The organism is Actinoplanes sp. M2I2, from assembly GCF_023544445.1.
In the GTDB taxonomy this organism is placed as follows: domain Bacteria; phylum Actinomycetota; class Actinomycetes; order Mycobacteriales; family Micromonosporaceae; genus Actinoplanes.
In genome coordinates this window covers 48,101-64,991 of the sequence record NZ_JALPVJ010000019.1, presented here as the reverse complement: position 1 = coordinate 64,991, position 16,891 = coordinate 48,101, and the positions used below count along the sequence as shown (strand labels likewise).

Annotated in this window: 14 protein-coding genes; 6 read left to right on the top strand and 8 right to left on the bottom strand. The window is 71.7% G+C overall.

The genetic code is table 11. The annotated features are described in order from the left end of the window. Window positions 1–19: 19 nt before the first annotated feature. The gene (locus HJC40_RS33480; RefSeq protein WP_250007378.1) at window positions 20–3,577 is read left to right on the top strand and encodes a discoidin domain-containing protein; all 3,558 of its coding nucleotides are present in this window, start codon (window positions 20–22) and stop codon (window positions 3,575–3,577) included. 109 nt (window positions 3,578–3,686) lie between these two features. Then, window positions 3,687–4,559 carry an alpha/beta fold hydrolase gene (locus HJC40_RS33475; protein ID WP_250007377.1) on the top strand — a complete coding sequence of 291 codons (873 nt, stop codon included), beginning with the start codon at window positions 3,687–3,689 and terminating at the stop codon, window positions 4,557–4,559. Between the two features lie 116 nt (window positions 4,560–4,675). Here the strand turns inward: HJC40_RS33475 and HJC40_RS33470 are convergent, their stop codons facing one another. Continuing rightward, entirely contained in the window at window positions 4,676–6,115 is a 1,440-nt protein-coding gene (locus HJC40_RS33470) for an MFS transporter (protein WP_250007375.1), read from the bottom strand. A gap of 63 nt (window positions 6,116–6,178) precedes the next feature. Between HJC40_RS33470 and HJC40_RS33465 the strand changes: the two genes are divergently transcribed. Beyond that, window positions 6,179–6,739 (top strand): helix-turn-helix domain-containing protein, encoded by a 561-nt coding sequence (locus tag HJC40_RS33465; protein WP_308200977.1) that lies wholly within the window; start codon window positions 6,179–6,181, stop codon window positions 6,737–6,739. Between the two features lie 6 nt (window positions 6,740–6,745). Here the strand turns inward: HJC40_RS33465 and HJC40_RS33460 are convergent, their stop codons facing one another. Beyond that, the gene (locus HJC40_RS33460) at window positions 6,746–7,768 is read right to left on the bottom strand and encodes a Gfo/Idh/MocA family oxidoreductase (protein WP_250007374.1); all 1,023 of its coding nucleotides are present in this window, start codon (window positions 7,766–7,768) and stop codon (window positions 6,746–6,748) included. Between the two features lie 98 nt (window positions 7,769–7,866). Continuing rightward, on the bottom strand, window positions 7,867–8,418 hold the full coding sequence (locus HJC40_RS33455) for a Uma2 family endonuclease (RefSeq protein ID WP_250007373.1): 552 nt from the start codon (window positions 8,416–8,418) through the stop codon (window positions 7,867–7,869). 121 nt (window positions 8,419–8,539) lie between these two features. Between HJC40_RS33455 and HJC40_RS33450 the strand changes: the two genes are divergently transcribed. Beyond that, window positions 8,540–9,364, top strand: coding sequence for a methyltransferase domain-containing protein (locus tag HJC40_RS33450; protein WP_250007371.1), 825 nt, complete (start codon window positions 8,540–8,542; stop codon window positions 9,362–9,364). Between the two features lie 41 nt (window positions 9,365–9,405). On the opposite strand, the gene HJC40_RS33445 is transcribed toward HJC40_RS33450, so the two are convergent. Then, window positions 9,406–10,071, bottom strand: coding sequence for a hypothetical protein (locus tag HJC40_RS33445; protein WP_250007370.1), 666 nt, complete (start codon window positions 10,069–10,071; stop codon window positions 9,406–9,408). Window positions 10,072–10,179: 108 nt separating this feature from the next. Between HJC40_RS33445 and HJC40_RS33440 the strand changes: the two genes are divergently transcribed. Further along, window positions 10,180–11,283, top strand: coding sequence for a sensor histidine kinase (locus tag HJC40_RS33440; RefSeq protein WP_250007369.1), 1,104 nt, complete (start codon window positions 10,180–10,182; stop codon window positions 11,281–11,283). Next, window positions 11,271–11,939 carry a response regulator transcription factor gene (locus HJC40_RS33435; protein WP_308200974.1) on the top strand — a complete coding sequence of 223 codons (669 nt, stop codon included), beginning with the start codon at window positions 11,271–11,273 and terminating at the stop codon, window positions 11,937–11,939. The genes HJC40_RS33440 and HJC40_RS33435 overlap by 13 nt, the downstream gene beginning before the upstream one ends. On the opposite strand, the gene HJC40_RS33430 is transcribed toward HJC40_RS33435, so the two are convergent. The 4 genes from HJC40_RS33430 to HJC40_RS33415 all read right to left on the bottom strand — a co-directional run bounded on the left by HJC40_RS33430 (window position 11,933) and on the right by HJC40_RS33415 (window position 16,815). Beyond that, window positions 11,933–13,396: a glycoside hydrolase family 130 protein gene (locus HJC40_RS33430; RefSeq protein ID WP_250007368.1), complete on the bottom strand. Its 1,464-nt coding sequence runs from the start codon at window positions 13,394–13,396 to the stop codon at window positions 11,933–11,935. The genes HJC40_RS33435 and HJC40_RS33430 overlap by 7 nt on opposite strands. A 23-nt stretch (window positions 13,397–13,419) precedes the next feature. Then, window positions 13,420–14,511: a glycosyltransferase gene (locus tag HJC40_RS33425; RefSeq protein ID WP_374273384.1), complete on the bottom strand. Its 1,092-nt coding sequence runs from the start codon at window positions 14,509–14,511 to the stop codon at window positions 13,420–13,422. Next, on the bottom strand, window positions 14,511–15,659 hold the full coding sequence (locus HJC40_RS33420) for a glycosyltransferase (protein WP_250007364.1): 1,149 nt from the start codon (window positions 15,657–15,659) through the stop codon (window positions 14,511–14,513). The genes HJC40_RS33425 and HJC40_RS33420 overlap by 1 nt, the downstream gene beginning before the upstream one ends. Before the next feature lie 157 nt (window positions 15,660–15,816). After that, window positions 15,817–16,815 (bottom strand): glycosyltransferase family 4 protein, encoded by a 999-nt coding sequence (locus HJC40_RS33415; RefSeq protein WP_250007362.1) that lies wholly within the window; start codon window positions 16,813–16,815, stop codon window positions 15,817–15,819. Window positions 16,816–16,891: the final 76 nt, after the last annotated feature.

Here is a 16,891-nt window from a genome sequence, read left to right as displayed (position 1 = left end):
CCGAAAGGTGCGCTCCCGCATGTCCAGATTGAGAAGAAAGTTCCTAGCGGCGGCGGTCGCCGCCGGGGTCGTCGCCACCCTGGTGAACGCCCCGGCCGCCCACGCCGCCGGCCCCAACCTCGCCGCCGGCAAGACCTTCAGCGCCAGCAGCGTCAGCGACGTCTACGGCGCCGGCAACGCCGGTGACGGCAACGCCAGCACCTACTGGGAGAGCAGCAACAACGCCTTCCCGCAGTGGCTGCAGGTCGACCTCGGCACCGCCACCCAGGTCAACCAGGTCGTCCTCAAGCTGCCGCCGGCCACCGCCTGGGCCACCCGCACCCAGACGCTGACCGTGCAGGGCAGCACCACCGGATCGTCGTTCTCGACGCTCAAGGCGAGCGCCGGCTACACCTTCAACCCGGCCGGCGGCAACGCGGTCACCGTGGACTTCACCGCCGCGAGCGCCCGCTTCGTCCGCCTGAGCTTCACCGGCAACACCGGCTGGCCGGCCGGTCAGCTCTCCGAGCTCGAGGTCTACGGCCCCGTCTCGGGTGGCGGCGACACGCAGGCCCCGGGCGCGCCCGGAAACCTGGCCTTCACCCAGCCGGCCACCGACCAGATCCGGCTGACCTGGTCGGCGTCGACCGACAACGTAGGCGTCACCGGATACGACGTCCTGGCCAACGGTGTGCTCCGCACCAGCCTGGCCGGCAACGTGCTGAGCTACACCGACACACAGCCGGCCGGTGCGACCGTCTCGTACCAGGTGCGGGCCAAGGACGCGGCGGGCAACGTCTCGGCGCCGAGCAACACGGTCACCCGCAACGGCACCACGGCGCCCGGCAGCAACCTGGCTCAGGGCAAGCCGATCGAGGCGTCGTCCACGGTGCACACGTTCGTGGCGGCCAATGCCAACGACAACAACACCGCCACGTACTGGGAGGGCAACGGCTTCCCGGCGACGCTGACGGTCAAGCTGGGCTCGAACGCGTCGGTGTCGTCGGTCGTCGTCAAGCTCAACCCGGACAGCTCGTGGGGCTCGCGCCAGCAGACCTTCGCGATCCTCGGCCGTGAGCAGAGCTCGAGCACCTTCACGACGATCGTCGGCGCGGCGTCGTACAGCTTCAACCCGGCCTCGGGCAACACGGTGACCGTTCCGGTCAGCGCCACCGCCGCCGACCTGCGTCTGTCGTTCACCGCGAACAGCGGCTCGCCGAGCGGCCAGGTCGCCGAGCTCCAGGTCAACGGCGTGGCGGCGCCCAACCCGGACCTGACGGTCACCTCCACCTCGGTCTCGCCGGCCGCCCCGGTCGAGACCGACGCGGTCACGCTGTCGGCCACCGTCCGCAACGCGGGCGGCGTGGGCAGCGCGGCTTCCAACGTCAACTTCTACCTGGGTACGACGAAGGTCGGCACCGCCACCGTCGGCGCTCTGGCGGCCGGCGCACAGACGACCGTCTCGGCGAACATCGGCGCCCGGAACGCCGGTTCGTACCAGGTGGTCGCCAAGGTGGACGAGTCGAACACGATCATCGAGTCGAACGAGGCCAACAACTCGTACACCAGCCCCTCGAACCTGGTCGTGACCCCGGTCAGCAGCTCCGACCTGGTCGCCTCGGTGGTCAGCTGGTCGCCCGGCACCCCGGCGGCGGGTCAGACGGTCACCTTCTCGGTCACCCTGAAGAACCAGGGCTCGGCGGCCTCGGCCGGCGGAGCCCACGGCGTCACGCTGACCGTGCTCAACGGCTCGTCGGTGGTGCGGACGCTGACCGGTTCCTGGACCGGGACGCTAGCCGCGGGCGCGTCCTCGCCGGCAATCAACCTGGGCACCTGGACGGCGGCCAACGGTCGCTACACGGTCCGCACGGTGATCGCCAACGACGCCAACGAGCTGCCGGTCAAGCAGACCAACAACACCAGCGACAAGTCCTTCTTCGTGGGTCGCGGCGCCAACATGCCGTACGACATGTACGAGGCCGAGGACGGGCAGACCGGCGGTGGCGCGGCGGTCGTCGGCCCCAACCGGACCGTCGGCGACCTGGCCGGCGAGGCCTCCGGGCGCAGGGCCGTCACGCTCAACCAGACCGGAGCGTACGTGCAGTGGACCACCCGGGCGGCGACCAACACGGTGGTCGCGCGGTTCTCCATCCCCGACGGCACCAGCAGCTCGATCAACGTCTACGTCAACGGCACGCTGAACAAGACCCTGCCGCTCACCTCGAAGTACGCCTGGCTCTACGGCAACGAGACCGCGCCGCAGAACTCGGGCACCGGACCGCGGCACATCTACGACGAGGCGAACATCCTGCTGAACGGCTCGTTCCCGGCCGGCAGCACGATCAAGCTGCAGAAGGACGGCGCCAACCCGGGCAGCATCGCGATCGACTTCATCAACCTGGAGCAGGTCGCGCCCAAGGCCAACCCGGACGCGGCCCGGTACGTCGTACCGAACGGCTTCGACCAGCAGGCGGTGCAGAACGCGCTCGACACCGCCCGCCAGGACACCACGAAGCTCGGTGTCTACCTGCCCGCCGGTGACTACCAGACGTCCAACAAGTTCCAGGTGTACGGCAAGTCGATCCGCGTGGTCGGGGCCGGCCCCTGGTACACGCGCTTCTACACCCCCAGCACGCAGAGCGAGACGGACGCCGGATTCCGGGCCGACAGCACCGCCAACGGCTCGACGTTCGCCGACTTCGCGTTCTTCGGCAACTACACCATCCGCATCGACGGCCCGGGCAAGGTGTTCGACTTCGCCAACACGGCCGGCATCACCATCGACAACATCTGGACCGAGCACGTGGTCTGCCTCTACTGGGGCGCCAACACCGACAACATGGTCATCAAGAACAGCCGGATCCGGAACACGTTCGCCGACGGCGTGAACATGACCAACGGCAGCACCGGCAACCTGGTCGACAACAACGAGGCCCGGGCCACCGGCGACGACAGCTTCGCGCTGTTCTCGGCGATCGACGCGGGTGGGTCGGACGAGATCAACAACGTCTACTCCAACCTGACCAGCATCCTGACCTGGCGGGCGGCCGGCCTCGCGGTCTACGGCGGCTACGCCAACACGTTCAAGAACATCTACATCGCGGACACCCTGGTCTACTCGGGCATCACGATCAGCTCGCTGGACTTCGGCTACCCGATGAACGGGTTCGGCGCCAACCCGCCGACGGTGTTCGACAACATCTCGATCGTCCGGGCCGGCGGCCACTTCTGGGGCAACCAGGTCTTCCCGGCGATCTGGGTGTTCAGCGCGTCGAAGGTCTTCCAGGGCATCCGGGTCTCGAACGTCGACATCGTCGACCCGACCTACTCCGGGATCATGTTCCAGACCAACTACGTGGGCGGGCAGCCGCAGAACATCGTCAAGGACACCGTCTTCACCAACGTCACGATCACCGGTGCGCAGCGCAGCGGTGACGCGTACGACGCCAAGTCCGGCTACGCCATCTGGGCCAACCCGATGCCGGAGACCGGTCAGGGCCCCGCGGTGGGCTCGGCGACCTTCACCAACCTGCAGCTGAGCAACAACTACCGCGACATCGAGAACCCGACCTCCACCTTCACCATCATCCGGAACTGATCCGCTCCCGCAGTGAAGAAGGGGCCCGCGTCGTCCGCGCGGGCCCCTTCGGGTCGGCTCGTCCTGATCGGCGAGCGGCGACCCGGTCGCTTGCCCTAGATTCGTCCTCGTGGAACGCATCGTCCTGCCTGACGGCCGCACGCTCGAATATCTGGTGGAGGGCCCGCCCGGCGGCCTCCCGCTGGTGCTGCATCACGGCACCCCCTCCGGCGCCGTCCGCTACGCGCCCGTGTTCGAGTCCGCCCTGCGGCACGGCCTGCGGATCGTCCTGCCCAGCCGTCCCGGTTACGGCGGCTCGACCCCGCACCCCGGCCGTCGCGTGGCCGACGTGGCCGCCGACACCGCGGCCCTGCTCGACGGCCTGGAGGCCGCCCACTTCGTCACGATCGGCTGGTCCGGCGGCGGACCGCACGCGCTGGCCTGCGCCGCCCTGCTGCCCGGCCGCTGCGTCGGCGCCTCGACCATCGCCGGGGTCGCCCCCTACGAGGCGAAGGGCCTGGACTGGCCGGCCGGCATGGGCGAGGAGAACATCGCCGAGTTCCAGGCCGCGGCCGAGGGCGTGCAGGCGCTCGACACGATGCTCACGTCGATGGCCGGGGACCTGGCCCGGGTGACCGCCGACGACGTGGTCGAGGCCTTCGGCGACCTGCTGTCCGAGGTGGACAAGCGCGCCCTGACCGGCGGTTTCGCCGAATACCTGGCCGAGTCGACCCGCTACGCGGTGTCCGCCGGCATCGCCGGCTGGCGCGAGGACGATCTGGCCTTCCTGGCCGCGTGGGGCTTCGCGCTGTCCGACATCCGCGTACCGGTGGCGGTCTGGCAGGGCGACGAGGACCGCATGGTCCCACCCACCCACGGCCAGTGGCTGGCCGCCCACGTCCCCGGCGTCGAGGTCCACCTGCTGCCCGACGAGGGCCACCTGTCCCTGCTGGCCGGCATCGACCGGGTCGTCGACAACCTGCTGGCCCACATCGCTGTATAAGGGCCCGGCCGATGTAATGTCGCCTCGTACGCCCCGGGATCCGCCTCTGCTCGCACGCGGCCCGGGGCAAAGTCTTTTCCGCGCACGCGAAGCCTCCCGTGCCCGTGTCGGGCCGGTCAGGCCTCGACCGGGGAGAGCTCCGGCAGCGTCTCGGGGCGGCGCTCCGGTTCCGCGGCGGCCTTGCGGGCGGCCGGCACCAGCATGGCGACCAGGAAGGCGGCCGCGGCGATGACGGTGAGCACCAGGAACGCCTGCGTGTAGCCGGACTCGGCCGGCAGGCCGCGCGGGCCGGGGTGGCTGGTGATGATCGAGCTGACCACCGCGGTGCCGATGGAGGCGCCGATCGTCCGGATGTTGGTGTTCATGCCGCTGGCCGCGCCGGTCTGGTGACGGGGGACGCTCTGGACGATGAGGTTGACCAGCGACGAGTAGACCAGGCCGAGACCGATGCCGAAGACGCCGCCGGCCACTGCCACCTCCCACCGCTCGCCGTGCCGCAGGGCCAGCGACAACGTGGCGACGGTGCTCAGCCCGGCGCCCCACAGCAGCTGGGCCTTGCTGCCCGCCCACCGGGTCAGCGGGCCGCTCAGCGAGCCGAAGAGGGCCATCGTGACCAGCATCGGCAGCATCAGCAGGCCGGCCCCGGTGACGGTCGCGCCGAAGCCGTAGCCGGACTCGCGCGGGATCTGCATGAGCTGGGGGAGGAACGCGAAGACGCCGAACATCGCGGCGCCGAAGAGCAGGGCGACCAGGTTGGCCGTCCAGACCGCGGGCAGCCGCATCATCCGCATGTCGATCAGCGGTTCGGTCGAGCGGTACTCCGCGTACAGCCAGGCGGTCAGCAGCACGACGGCGGTGGCGAGGAAGCCGATCGTCCGGCCCGAGGCCCAGCCCCAGGCCGTGGCCTTGCTCAGCGGCAGCAGCAGGGCGACCAGCCAGCCCGAGAGCAGCGCGGCCGAGAGCCAGTTGACCCGGCCCGGCGTACGGACGGGGGAGGCGGGCACCAGGCGCCAGGCCAGCAGCCCGACGAGCACGACGACGGCCAGCGGCAGCCAGAACAGCCAGCGCCAGTTCAGCGCGCCGACGATCGGGCCGGCCAGCACGATGCCGAGGCCGCCGCCGGTGGCGATGACCGCCGCCAGCACGCCGATCGCCGAGGTGACCCGCGCGGGCGGGAACTCGTCGCGCAGGATGCCGAACGAGACGGGGAAGATGGCGCCGCCCAGGCCCTGGATGACGCGGGCGATGATCAGCACGGTGATGTTCGGGGCCACCGCGGCGAGCAGGCAGCCGAGGGCGATCGCGGCCAGCGCGACCAGCAGCGCGCGGTCCTTGCCGGTCATGTCGGCGATGCGGCCCATCAGCGGGGTGGCGACCGAGGCGGAGAGCAGCCAGGCGGTGAGCACCCAGGTGACCGTGCCGGTGGAGGTGTGCAGGTCCTGCTGGATCGTCGGGAGGACCGGCGTGACCAGCGACTGCATGAGCGAGAAGGCCGCCGCCGCGGCGGCCAGGACCGCGAAGGTCGTCCGCGGTGAGCGCTGGTAAAGTCGAGGCATGCCTCCACATTAGTGGAGGGGTGCCTCCGGTTCGCAAGTCATTTTCCGGTGAGGTGCCGATCTGTGAGGAGGGTCTCCATGGCGGTCGCCGTACGCCGTCCGCAACGTGCGGACGCGCGACGCAACTTCGACGCCCTGCTGGCCGCGGCGCGCGAGGCGTTCGCCGAGAACGGCACCGGGGCCTCCCTCGAAGACATCGCCCGCCGCGCCGGCGTGGGCATCGGGACGCTCTACCGCAACTTCCCGACCCGGCAGGATCTCTTCGAGGCCGTGTACGTCGAGGAGGTCGAGCAGCTGGGCCGGGTCGCCGAGGAGGTCGCCGGCCTGCCGCCGTGGGAGGCGCTCACCACCTGGCTCGACCAGTTCGTCTCGTACGTGGCGACCAAGCGCGCGGTCATCGAGGCGCTCAACCGCGAGTCCGAGATGTTCCGGGCCTGCCGCGCCACCATGTACGAGGCCGGCGAGCCGCTGCTCCAGCGCGCACAGGCCGCCGGCGAGGTCCGCGCCGACGCCGGCTTCGACGACCTGCTGCGCATGGTCTCGGGCCTGGCCTCGGCCACCTACGTCGACGACGCCCAGCGCGACCGGGTGCTCGGCATCGCCCTGAGCGGCCTCAAAGCCTGAGCAGCCTCAGAGCCTGATCGCCTGGCCGCTGCGGGCGCTCTCGCGGGCCGCATCCAGGACGGTCATGGTGCGGACGACGTCGGCCGGGTCGACCGGCAACGGTCCGTCGCCGCGCACCGCCGCCGCGAAGGCCGGGTAGTAGAGATCCCACCGGCCGCGCTCGCTGCGTACCGGCGTGCCCTCGTCGCCTCGGTGGATGCGGCCCCAGCTCGCCTCGGGCTCGACGCCCCACTCGTCGCCCAGGCCGGCGGGGGAGCGGCCCGCCTTGAGCGCGGCCTCCTGCCCGTCGACGTCCTCGACCACGAACGTGCCGGTGGTGCCCCCGACCCGGAAGCGCGGACCGGGCGCGCCCTGGCGCCAGCTGCCCCACAGATGCGACTCGACACCGTTGACGTGGTGCAGCGCCAGGAAGAAGTCGTCGTCGAGCTCGCCGCTGCCGCGAACCTCGGCGTAGGCCCGGACGGCCGGACCGTTGAGCACCAGCGCCTGGTCGACCAGGTGGGACCCGAAGTCGAGCAGGGTGCCGCCACCGGCCGCGCCGGGCTTGCGCTCGGGCGCCCACCGCTCGAAGCGCGACTCGAAGCGGCGCACCGTGCCGAACTGGCCGTCGTCGATCAGCCGGCGCAGGGTGCGGAAGTCGGAGTCGTAGCGCCGGTTCTGATAGACGCTGAGCAGCACGCCCTTGGCCTCGGCGGCGGCGACGACCTCGCGGGCCCGCTCGGCGGTCAGGGTGAACGGCTTGTCGCAGACCACGTGCAGCCCGTGGGCGATCGCCTCGAGCGCGAGCTCGGCGTGGGTGGTGACGGGCGTGGAGATCGACACCGCCTCGGCGCCGGCGTCGGCCAGGGCGGCGATCGAGTCGAACGCCGCGGCGCCGGGGTGCTGCTCGGCGAGCTGCCCGCGGCGCCCCTCGTCGGTGGTGACGACGCCGAGAAACTCCACGTTCGGAGCCGAGGAGATCAGGGGGGCGTGGAAGATCCGCCCACCGGAGCCATAGCCGACCAGCCCGAACCGCACCGCGTCACTCATGTCTCGAAAGCCTGCCACATCGGCGCCCCGAACTCGCGCGCTGCCCCGAGCCTGTGGACAACCGCCGGATGATGCTCCGGCGACACGCCTGCCGTGGGTCAGACGAGATGGTCGCTCGGACTGGTCTGCAGCAACCAGGCCAGGGGCATCTTCGCACGTTCGGTGTAGGACTCCGAGGAGAGCTGATACAAGGTCACTGTCTGGGCGGCGTCGCGGTCGACGACCCAGTACTGGGAGATGCCGGCCGACGCGTACTCGTGCCGTTTGGTGACCTCGTCCATCGCTTCCGAGCCGGGCGACACGATCTCCACCACGAGAAGGAGCTCGGCCACCGACAACCAGACCTCGCGTGGCGGCACCTTGCTCCAGACGCTCAGGTCGGGGATCCGGCCGCCGTCTCGCCCAGGCCCCGGAATGCGGATGCCCGCGACCTGCAACACCTGCTCGGCCGGCCAGCCTGCCATGATCAACCAGGCGAAGAGGCGGCTGGCGATCCGAGCGTGTTCCGAGTCCGCGGGCGGCATGACGGACAGGACTCCCTGGGGGCTGGTCTCGTATCGGTGACCGTTCGGATCGGCGGCGTTCATCGTCGCCAGGTCGTCGAGCGTCACCATGGCGGGCATGTGCATGCCGACGGCCTCCGCGCTCATGGGGTCATCGTACGAGACGAGGTTGTCCATCCGCGTACCCGATGAGCGGACTGTGAGGTTGCCTGTCGGATGAGTGACCGGTGCCGTACCCGGGGGCTTCTGATGCGTCAACATTTCTGGCATGAAGCCCGTACAGATGGAACGCACCCCGTTCGCCGACCTCGATCGGCAGCCCCGCGAGATGACCGCGATGCTGCTGGCCGCCCTCGACGAGATGGGCCGCCATCCCGAGATCCGGCGGGTCCGCCGGACGGCGATGGACGCGTTCCGCCCGGCCCCGGGCTGGCACGTGCTCGACGCGGGCTCGGGCGCCGGTGAGGTGGCCCGCTCGATCGCCGCCGAGGTGGGGCCGGCCGGCCGGGTGACCGCGCTGGACTACTCGGCCGCCACCATCGCCGCCGCCGTCGAGCGGCACGACGGCAGCAACGTGCGCTACACGACCGGCGACGTGTCGGCGATCGACCTGCCGGCCGACAGCGTCGACGGCGTCTGGTGCGAGCGGGTGCTCCAGCACGTCGACGACGCCGACCTGGCCGTCTCCGAGCTGGTGCGGGTGACCCGTCCGGGCGGGCGCCTCTGCCTCGTCGACACCGACTGGAGCTCGCTGGCCTTCGACGGTGTGCCGCCGGCGATGGCCCGCACCGTGGTCGCCGCCATGCACGGGCGGCTGACCCCCAAGCAGATCGACATGGGCCGGACACTGCGCCGCCGGCTGGTCGGCAAGGGCCTGCGCGACGTCCGGGCCCTCCCGGTGACCTGCGTGTTCGGCGACCCGGCGTCGGCCGGCGTGGTGCTTCCGATGGTCAATCCGATGGTTCCCGAGGACGTCTGGCCGACCGGCCCCGGCGTACGGGACAAGTGGTTCTCCCATGTCGACGAGGCCGGCGCCCGCGGCGACTTCCTGGCCATCCTGACCATCTGGGCCGTGGTCGGAACCGTCGCCTGAAAGCCCGTCGCCTGAAAGCCCGTCGCCTGAAAGCCCGTCGCCTAGAGGCCGTCGGCGCGGCGCCAGTACTGCTTCTTGCGGTCGTCGCGGACCACGAAGCCCAGCCGCCCCAGCTCCTCGCGCAGCTCGCGGACGTCCTCGTCGTCGCCGGCGGTCAGCGCCTTCTGCCGGGCGGTGAAGACCGCGTCGGCGGCCGGCGGGACCTCCGGCAGCCCGGGCACCCAGCGGCGGTACGCGTCGCCGTACGGATCCTGGTCGGCCCAGGGCACGCCGCGGGAGCCGAACGCGGCGCTCAGCCTCTGCTTCGACAGGTGGGACGGCTCGCGGGCCAGTTCCCGCCCGGTGCGGCCGAGCAGCACGAGCTGGTCACGGTCGGGGAAGGCCACGGCGATCTCGCCCTTCGGCACGGCCCGCCGGTGACCGGGCCGGGTCAGCACCACCTCGAGCGGCGTGACCCGCACGGTGAGGGACTCGGCGTCGACCAGCGCCGCGAAGATCAGCCCGACGACCAGGCCGATGCCGAGCCCGGCCACCAGATCCCAGGGCTCGGGCAGCCTGCGGATCAGCTCGAACGGCCCGCCGAACGGCACCCGGTCGATCAGCCACAGGATTCCCCACAGCAGCGCGGCGCCCGCGGCGGGCAGGCAGAGCCACACGAGCACCCGGCTCCACCACGGCGTGGGCACGATCGTTTCCTGTTCCAGCACAGCGCCGAGTCTTCCGCCGCGGCCGGCCCGCCGATAGCGACTCGGGTCGACCCGGCGTAGACCAAAGTCGACTGCCGCTCCGGCCGCCCCGCCGGTAGCGTCACCGCCATGCGGAGATGGCTCCTCGAGATCTCGCTGGCTCTGGTGGCCACGGCGCTCGGCGTCTTCTTCGTCGTGACGTCGCTCTCGGAGGGCGACGGCGCTCCGGTCCCGGTCGAGGTGGCCGCCGGATTGCTGGCCGCGACCGGGCTGATCCTGTTCCGGCGTACCCGTCCGGTCACCCTCGCCCTCGTGCTGATCCCGCTGGGCATCCTGTTCGCGATGCCGATGGGCGCCGTCCCGGTCGCGCTCTTCGCGGTCGGATTGCATCGCCGGGTCTGGGTGGCGCCCGCTCTGGTGGCGTTGCACGCGGTGCTCGTCGCCTCGATCTACTACCTCGCGCTGGGCGCCACCCGCCTCTACTTCGAGAGCGTCACCTTCCTCGTGCTGCTGCACGTCAGCGTGGTCGCGATCGCGCTGCTGATCCGCTCGCAGCGCCAGCTGGTCGCGTCCTGGGCCGAGCGGGCCCGCCAGGCCGAGGAGGGGCAGCGGCTGCGGGTCGAGCAGGCCGCGCTGGCCGAGCGGGAGCGCCTGGCCCGCGAGATGCACGACGTGCTGGCCCACCGGTTGTCACTGCTCGCCGTTCACGCGGGGGCCCTGGAGGTACGCCGGGACGCCTCGGCGGCCGAGCAGGGCGCGGCCGGGCTGATCCGCGAGACCGCGCACGACGCGCTGGAGGACCTCCGCTCGGTGATCCACATGCTGCGCGCGCCGGCCGAGGACCGTCCGCAGCCGACCCTGGGCGACGTGCCCGCGCTGGTCGAGCAGTCCCGGTCGGCCGGCGCCGAGGTGGGGCTGGAGCTCGACGGCGGCGCCGGTGTGCCCGACCCGGTGGGCCGGCACGCCTACCGCATCGTGCAGGAGGCGCTGACCAACGCCCGTAAGCACGCGCCCGGCGCCCCGGTCCGGGTGGCGATCAGCGGGTGCCCCGAGCGGGGCCTCGACGTCGCCGTGCGCAACCGGCTCACCGCGGACGGCCCGCTCCTGCCGGGCGCCGGGTCCGGGCTGGCCGGTCTGCGCGAGCGGGTGGCGCTGGTCGGCGGGCGCCTCGAACACGGCCCGACACCCGGCGGCGAGTTCCATCTGAGAGCCTGGCTCCCGTGGACCACGTAGCGGAACCGGCCGACGCGATCAGGGTGCTGCTGGTCGACGACGACGCGCTGGTGCGGGCCGGGCTGACCATGATGCTCGAGGCGTTCGACGACCTGCGGGTGGTCGGCGCGGTCACCGACGGCACCGAGGTGGCCTCGGCGGTCAACACCCACCGGCCCGACGTCGTGCTGATGGACATCCGCATGCCCGGCCTCGACGGGCTCAGCGCGACCGAGTCGCTGCGCCGGCGCAAGGACGCGCCCGAGGTGATCGTGCTGACCACGTTCGACACCGACGAGCACGTGCTGCGGGCGCTGCGCGCCGGGGCGGGTGGCTTCCTGCTCAAGCACACGCCGCCGCGCGAGATCGCCGACGCCGTGCGGCGGGTGGCCGGCGGTGAGCCGATGATGTCGCCCGAGGTGCTGCGCAAGATGATCGGCATGGTGTCGGGCGCCGACCCCGGCCGCGAGCGGGCCCGCGCGGCCCTCGACCGGCTCAGCCCCGGCGAGCGCGAGGTCGCCCGGTTGATCGCCGGTGGCCGCACCAATCAGGAGATCGCCGGCGAGCTCCTGATGAGTACGGCCACCGTCAAGGCGTACGTGTCCCGGATCTTCACGAAGTTGTCGCTGACCAACCGGGTGCAGATAGCCCTGCTGGTCCACGACGCTCGTCAGTAGCCGGTGGGCGCCATCCGGGACAGCAGTTCGTCGAGCGGCAGGCTGGCGAAGCCGACCCGCACGTCGCTCGCGCCGTAGGGCAGCCAGAACCGTCCCTCGTGCACGAGCCCGCCGCAGGAGTAGACGACGTTGGGTACGTAGCCCTCGCGCTCGACCTCGTCGGGGTCGATCAGGCCCTCGGGCAGGTCGGCGATGACGCGCGAGGGGTCGTCGAGGTCGAGCAGCATCGCGCCGATCGCGTAGCGCCGCATCGGGCCGACGCCGTGGGTGACCACCAGCCAGCCGGCCTCGGTCTCGATCGGCGAGCCACAGTTGCCGACCTGGATCAGATCCCAGCCGCGGTGCGGCGACAGCAGCGGCACGGACGGCTGCCACCGGTGCTGCTCGTCGCGGACGGCCAAGCCCAGCGTCTCGCCGTCCGAGCGGCACAGCGCCATCTTCACGCCGTTCACATAGCGCGGGAACAGGGCCACGCCCTTGTTGGCGGCGGCCGGCCCGCTCAGCCGGGTCACCTCGAAGTGCCGCAGGTCGCGCGAGAAGATCACCCGCCCGGAGATCTGCCGGCCGTCGTAGGCGGTGTAGGTCGCCTGGTAGACGTGCCGCCCGTCGGGGTCGGTGACCCGCACGAACCGGGCGTCCTCCATGCCGTTGCTCTCGGCCGGGGTGGCCGGCCACATCACCCGCTGGTGCAGCGGCACCGCGCAGGGGAACTCGACCGCGTAGTCCTCGGAGACGATGTGCCGGATCTGGTCGACCGTCTCCTGGGCCTGCGGCCGGGCCAGCAGCTCACCCGGGATGTGGGCGATGACGTCCTCGAACTCGCCGTCGGTGAACCGCTCGGGCAGGGTGGACACCACGTAGGCCGACGCCTCGTTGTCGATCTGGGCGTCGATCAGCGCCGCGGCCAGCTGGTTCTTCCAGTGAGTGGCGCCGACCCGCTGGCCCACCATGAGCGGGCCGTCGCGGTCCTCCATGCGCAGCCGGTCGCCCGGGCCGAGCACCGCCGAGCAGAACCCGATCGACGAGATGTGCCCCTCGCCGATCTGCCGCAGGCTGATCGCCACGCGCAGCTCGCCCGGCTCGAGGCCGGCCTGGTCGGGATGTTCGACCATCGACGGGTTGCACAGCGCCGCCGCCTCGACGGCGAACTCGTGGCTGAAGTACGCGCCGATCAGCGTCCGCGCGGTCGGCGACAGCTCGATCTCGGGCGGCACCCGGTGCTGCACGAGCTCGTAGTGGTGCTGGAACGTGCCGAGCAGGTCGTGGTGCCGACCGCCGAAGCGGGTCAGCACGTCGTCCAGCAGCCGGGCGATCTCCGCGTCGTCGAGCTGCAGGATGCGCTCGATCAGCCGGCCCGCCCTGTTCTTGACGGTCTGCGAGTCCTCGCCGGGCACGAACAGTTTGATGACGACGCGCCGCCCGTCGGGCTGCATCACGACGTCGTGCCTTGTGGTCATGGTCTGAGTATTCAACGTTGCGGTCACGCCAGGCCGCCTGAGGGTCGGGTCGCGCTCCGGGTCGCCAGCGTGCGGGCATGCTGCAGCGTGGAGACGAGCGCGAGGGTGGATTCGGCTCCTTGGTTCACATTAGGACCAGTTGCCGTCAGTCCGTCATAACATCCACCGGTTAGCGGGTCGTACATCGCCGTGCGACCGTCGTTGTCGCCCAGGAACCAGGCGACCGCCCGGAACAGCTGGTCGTCCCAGCGATCGTCGCCGGTGACGGCGGCCGCGGTGGCGCACGCGTCGGCGGTGGCGGCGGCCTCGATGGGCTGCTGGTCGAAGCGGTGCTTGGGCACCCCCGGGCGCCACCCGCCGACCGGCACCACCGACAGGTGCCCGTGGTGGTCCTGCTCGCGGCAGAGCCAGGCGAGCATCTTGAGCCCGGCCCGCAGCAGCGGCTCGTCGCCGAGCAGGTCACCGGCCGCGATCAGCACCTCGGGCAGTGCCGGGTTGGCGTACGTGAGCTCGGGCTCGGGCCAGACCCAGTCCGGCGTCGAGGTGCCGGGCAGGCCGATCACCGTGGCGGCGTCGGCGAGCAGCTCGGCGGCGTCCCGGGCCCGCGGGTCGGCCCGCAGCACCTCGGCCGCGCCCAGCCCGGCGAACGCCATCGCCCGCGACCACGGCGAGCGCTGCCGGCAGCCGATGAGGAACGCGTTGAGGGCCTCACGCCGGATCCACGGCACCGTCGAGCGGGCCGCGGCCGTGCCCAGGCCCCAGAGCGCCCGGCCCCACCAGTCGCCCACCGACGGCTCGTCCTCCCATCGGCGCTCGTACGAGAACCGGTTGCGGAAGCCGCCGTCCGGCCCCTGCGCGTGGGTCAGGAAGGCCAGGTAGCGCTCGGCCAGACCGACGAGCGGGGCCGTCGGCCGCGGCTCCCGGCTGATCAGCAGGAGCCCGCGGGACACGTCGTCGACGCAGTAGCCGTGCTCGCGCCGGACGATGGCGTTGCGGGCGTGCTCGAGCAGGCCGGTGTCGTCGGAGAGACGGGCGACGTGGCTCCAGTCGGGCAGCGGGGCGTCGGCCGGCTCGATGGGCGGCGGCACCAGCCGCAGCCCGCCGGAAGCGGTGATCACGCGGGAACCGACGCGGCGAGCGGCGAGCGGGTGGCGACCAGCCGGGTGGCCAGGGCCTGGTAGCGGGCGGCCACGGCGGGCCAGCGCAGCGTCGGGCCGCCGGTCAGGCCGGTGAGGCGCCCGGGTAGGCCGGGCTCGGCCAGCACGTGCCGGACGGCCGCGGCCATCGCCTCCGGGTCCTGGTGGGGCACGAGCAGGCCGGGCCCGTCGGCGAGCAGCTCCACGGCATGCGGGAACTCGGTCGCCACGACCGGGATGCCGGCGCCGACCGCCTCGATCAGCACGCCCGACGTGACCTGCTCGGTGGAGTCGTACGGGAGGACCACGACGTCGGCCGAGCGGATCAGCCGGGTGAGGTCGTCCTCTTCGAGGTACGCGTCGTCCCAGCGCACCGCGTCGGTCACCCCGAGCTCGTCCGCGAGGGCTTTCAGGGAGTCCCGGTACGCGTCCCCGAACTGCTCCAGCACCTTCGGATGGGTCCGCCCGGCGACCGTGTAGGCCGGCCCCGGGTCGAGGTCGCCGAGCAGCGCCAGCGCGCGCAGGGCCCACTCGATGCCCTTGCCGGGGCCGAGCAGCCCCCAGGTCAGCAGGTGCGGCCGGTCGTGGTCGCGGCTCGGGCCGGTGCCGCGGCTGCCCGCGCCGTGCGGGATCACCGAGATCTTGCGCGGGTCGACGTCGTACCCGCCGGTCAGCCGTTGCCGGGCCGTGTCGGTCATGGTGACCACCGCGTCGGCCGTGGCGGCGATCCGCTCCAGCACCTGGCGCTGCAGCGGGTCGGGGGTGCTGAGCACGGTGTGCAGCACGACGATCGAGGGCACCTGCAGTGCGCGCAGCAGCGGCAGCACCTCGTTGCCGGCGTCGCCCGGATAGATGCCGTACTCGTGCTGGAGGATCGCCACGTCGAAGCGGTTGAGCGTGTTGGCCGCCGCCACCCAGCCGCCCGGCTCGTCGGTGTGCCAGGTGTGCACGGTTCTCGGGGCGGCGCGGTCCAACTCGATTCCGCCGCTGACGCTGTCTCCGGCGAGCAACCGGACAACTCCTGAGCCGCCGTTCGTGTTCAGATGCGTCGCCAGTGCCGCATTGAACGTGGCCAAACCGCATTGGGTCGGCGGATACGTGCTCAGAAAACCGTACGTCGCGGGCATGACATGGCCTTTCTCGCTCAGCGGCGGCATCCCCGCGGCACGGCTCAGCGCACCCGGACAGGGCTGTGCCGGGCGCGCGCATACGCCATTGCGGAGATCCGGGAAATTGCCCGGATTAACGCGCAATTCACATTACGACGTTAACAAGAAGGGCCATTCAGCCGACGATCTTCCGATAAATCGCCAGGTAGTCGTCGACCATGCGGTCACGGGAGAACCGTTCCCGGGCGCGGCGCGCGCAGGCTGCCCGGTCGAGCCGGCCGGCCCGCTCGACGGCGGCGACGGCCTCGTCCACGTCCGCGACGAGATACCCGGTGACGCCCTCGTCGACCACTTCCGGCATGGAACCCTTCCGGTACGCGATGACGGGCGTGCCGCAGGCCATCGCCTCGACCACCGAGAGGCCGAACGGCTCGGCGAACCGGATGGGGTGCAGCAGGGCGAGCCCGGCCCCGAGAACCGCGGCGCGCTCCTCCGGCCCGACCGAGCCGAGGTAGACCACCCGGTCGCCGTCGATCCGGGGCTCGATCAGCTCCTCGAAGTACGCGCGGTCCTGCACGATGCCGCACATCACCAGCCGCCGGCCGGCCCGCCGGGCGATCTCGATGGCCAGGTCGGTGCCCTTGTCGGGGTGGATGCGGCCGAACAGGACGAGATCCTCGGCCGGCTCCAGGCGGGCCGGCAGACCGGCCAGGTCGATGCCGTGGTGCACCGTGCCGAGGTAGTCGAGGTCGGGGGAGCGGTCGCTGTCGGAGATCGAGACGAACGCCGAGCGAGCCCGCCGGTACGCGGGCAGGATCGCCGGCCCGGAGAAGCCGTGGATGGTCGTCACCATGGGCGCCCCGGAGTGCTCCGAGAAGGCCAGCGGCAGCCAGTCCAGATGGTTGTGCACGAGGTCGAACTCGCCCGAGCGGGCCAGGGCGTGCGAGACGTGCAGGGCCTCCCAGATCCGGCCGTCCAGCTCGCTCTCCTCGTACCCGCTCGGGGCGACGCCGTCGAGGGTGGCCTTGGTGATCGAGTCGAGGGTGGCAAACAGCGTCACTTCCACGCCCCGCTCCACCAGTCCCTCGGTGATCAGGCTGGTCACGAGCTCCCACGGCCCGTAGTGCAGGGGCGGCGTACGCCAGGCGATCGGGCCCAGCATGGCGACCTTCATGACAAATGCCGCGTTCCGGTAGTTAACACGTGCTTAGTATGCCCAGCCGTTGGAACCGGCGTTCTCGTGTTAGAGA

Excerpts from the sequence above, each read along its gene's own strand:
- HJC40_RS33455 (WP_250007373.1), bottom strand. The coding sequence starts at position 8,418 with ATGAGCGCGGAGGCCGTCGGCATGCACATGCCCGCCATGGTGACGCTC.
- HJC40_RS33460 (WP_250007374.1), bottom strand. The coding sequence starts at position 7,768 with ATGAGTGACGCGGTGCGGTTCGGGCTGGTCGGCTATGGCTCCGGTGGG.
- HJC40_RS33470 (WP_250007375.1), bottom strand. The coding sequence starts at position 6,115 with ATGCCTCGACTTTACCAGCGCTCACCGCGGACGACCTTCGCGGTCCTG.
- HJC40_RS33430 (WP_250007368.1), bottom strand. The coding sequence starts at position 13,396 with ATGACCACAAGGCACGACGTCGTGATGCAGCCCGACGGGCGGCGCGTC.
- HJC40_RS33450 (WP_250007371.1), top strand. The coding sequence starts at position 8,540 with ATGAAGCCCGTACAGATGGAACGCACCCCGTTCGCCGACCTCGATCGG.
- HJC40_RS33420 (WP_250007364.1), bottom strand. The coding sequence starts at position 15,659 with ATGCCCGCGACGTACGGTTTTCTGAGCACGTATCCGCCGACCCAATGC.
- HJC40_RS33480 (WP_250007378.1), top strand. The coding sequence starts at position 20 with ATGTCCAGATTGAGAAGAAAGTTCCTAGCGGCGGCGGTCGCCGCCGGG.
- HJC40_RS33440 (WP_250007369.1), top strand. The coding sequence starts at position 10,180 with ATGCGGAGATGGCTCCTCGAGATCTCGCTGGCTCTGGTGGCCACGGCG.
- HJC40_RS33415 (WP_250007362.1), bottom strand. The coding sequence starts at position 16,815 with ATGAAGGTCGCCATGCTGGGCCCGATCGCCTGGCGTACGCCGCCCCTG.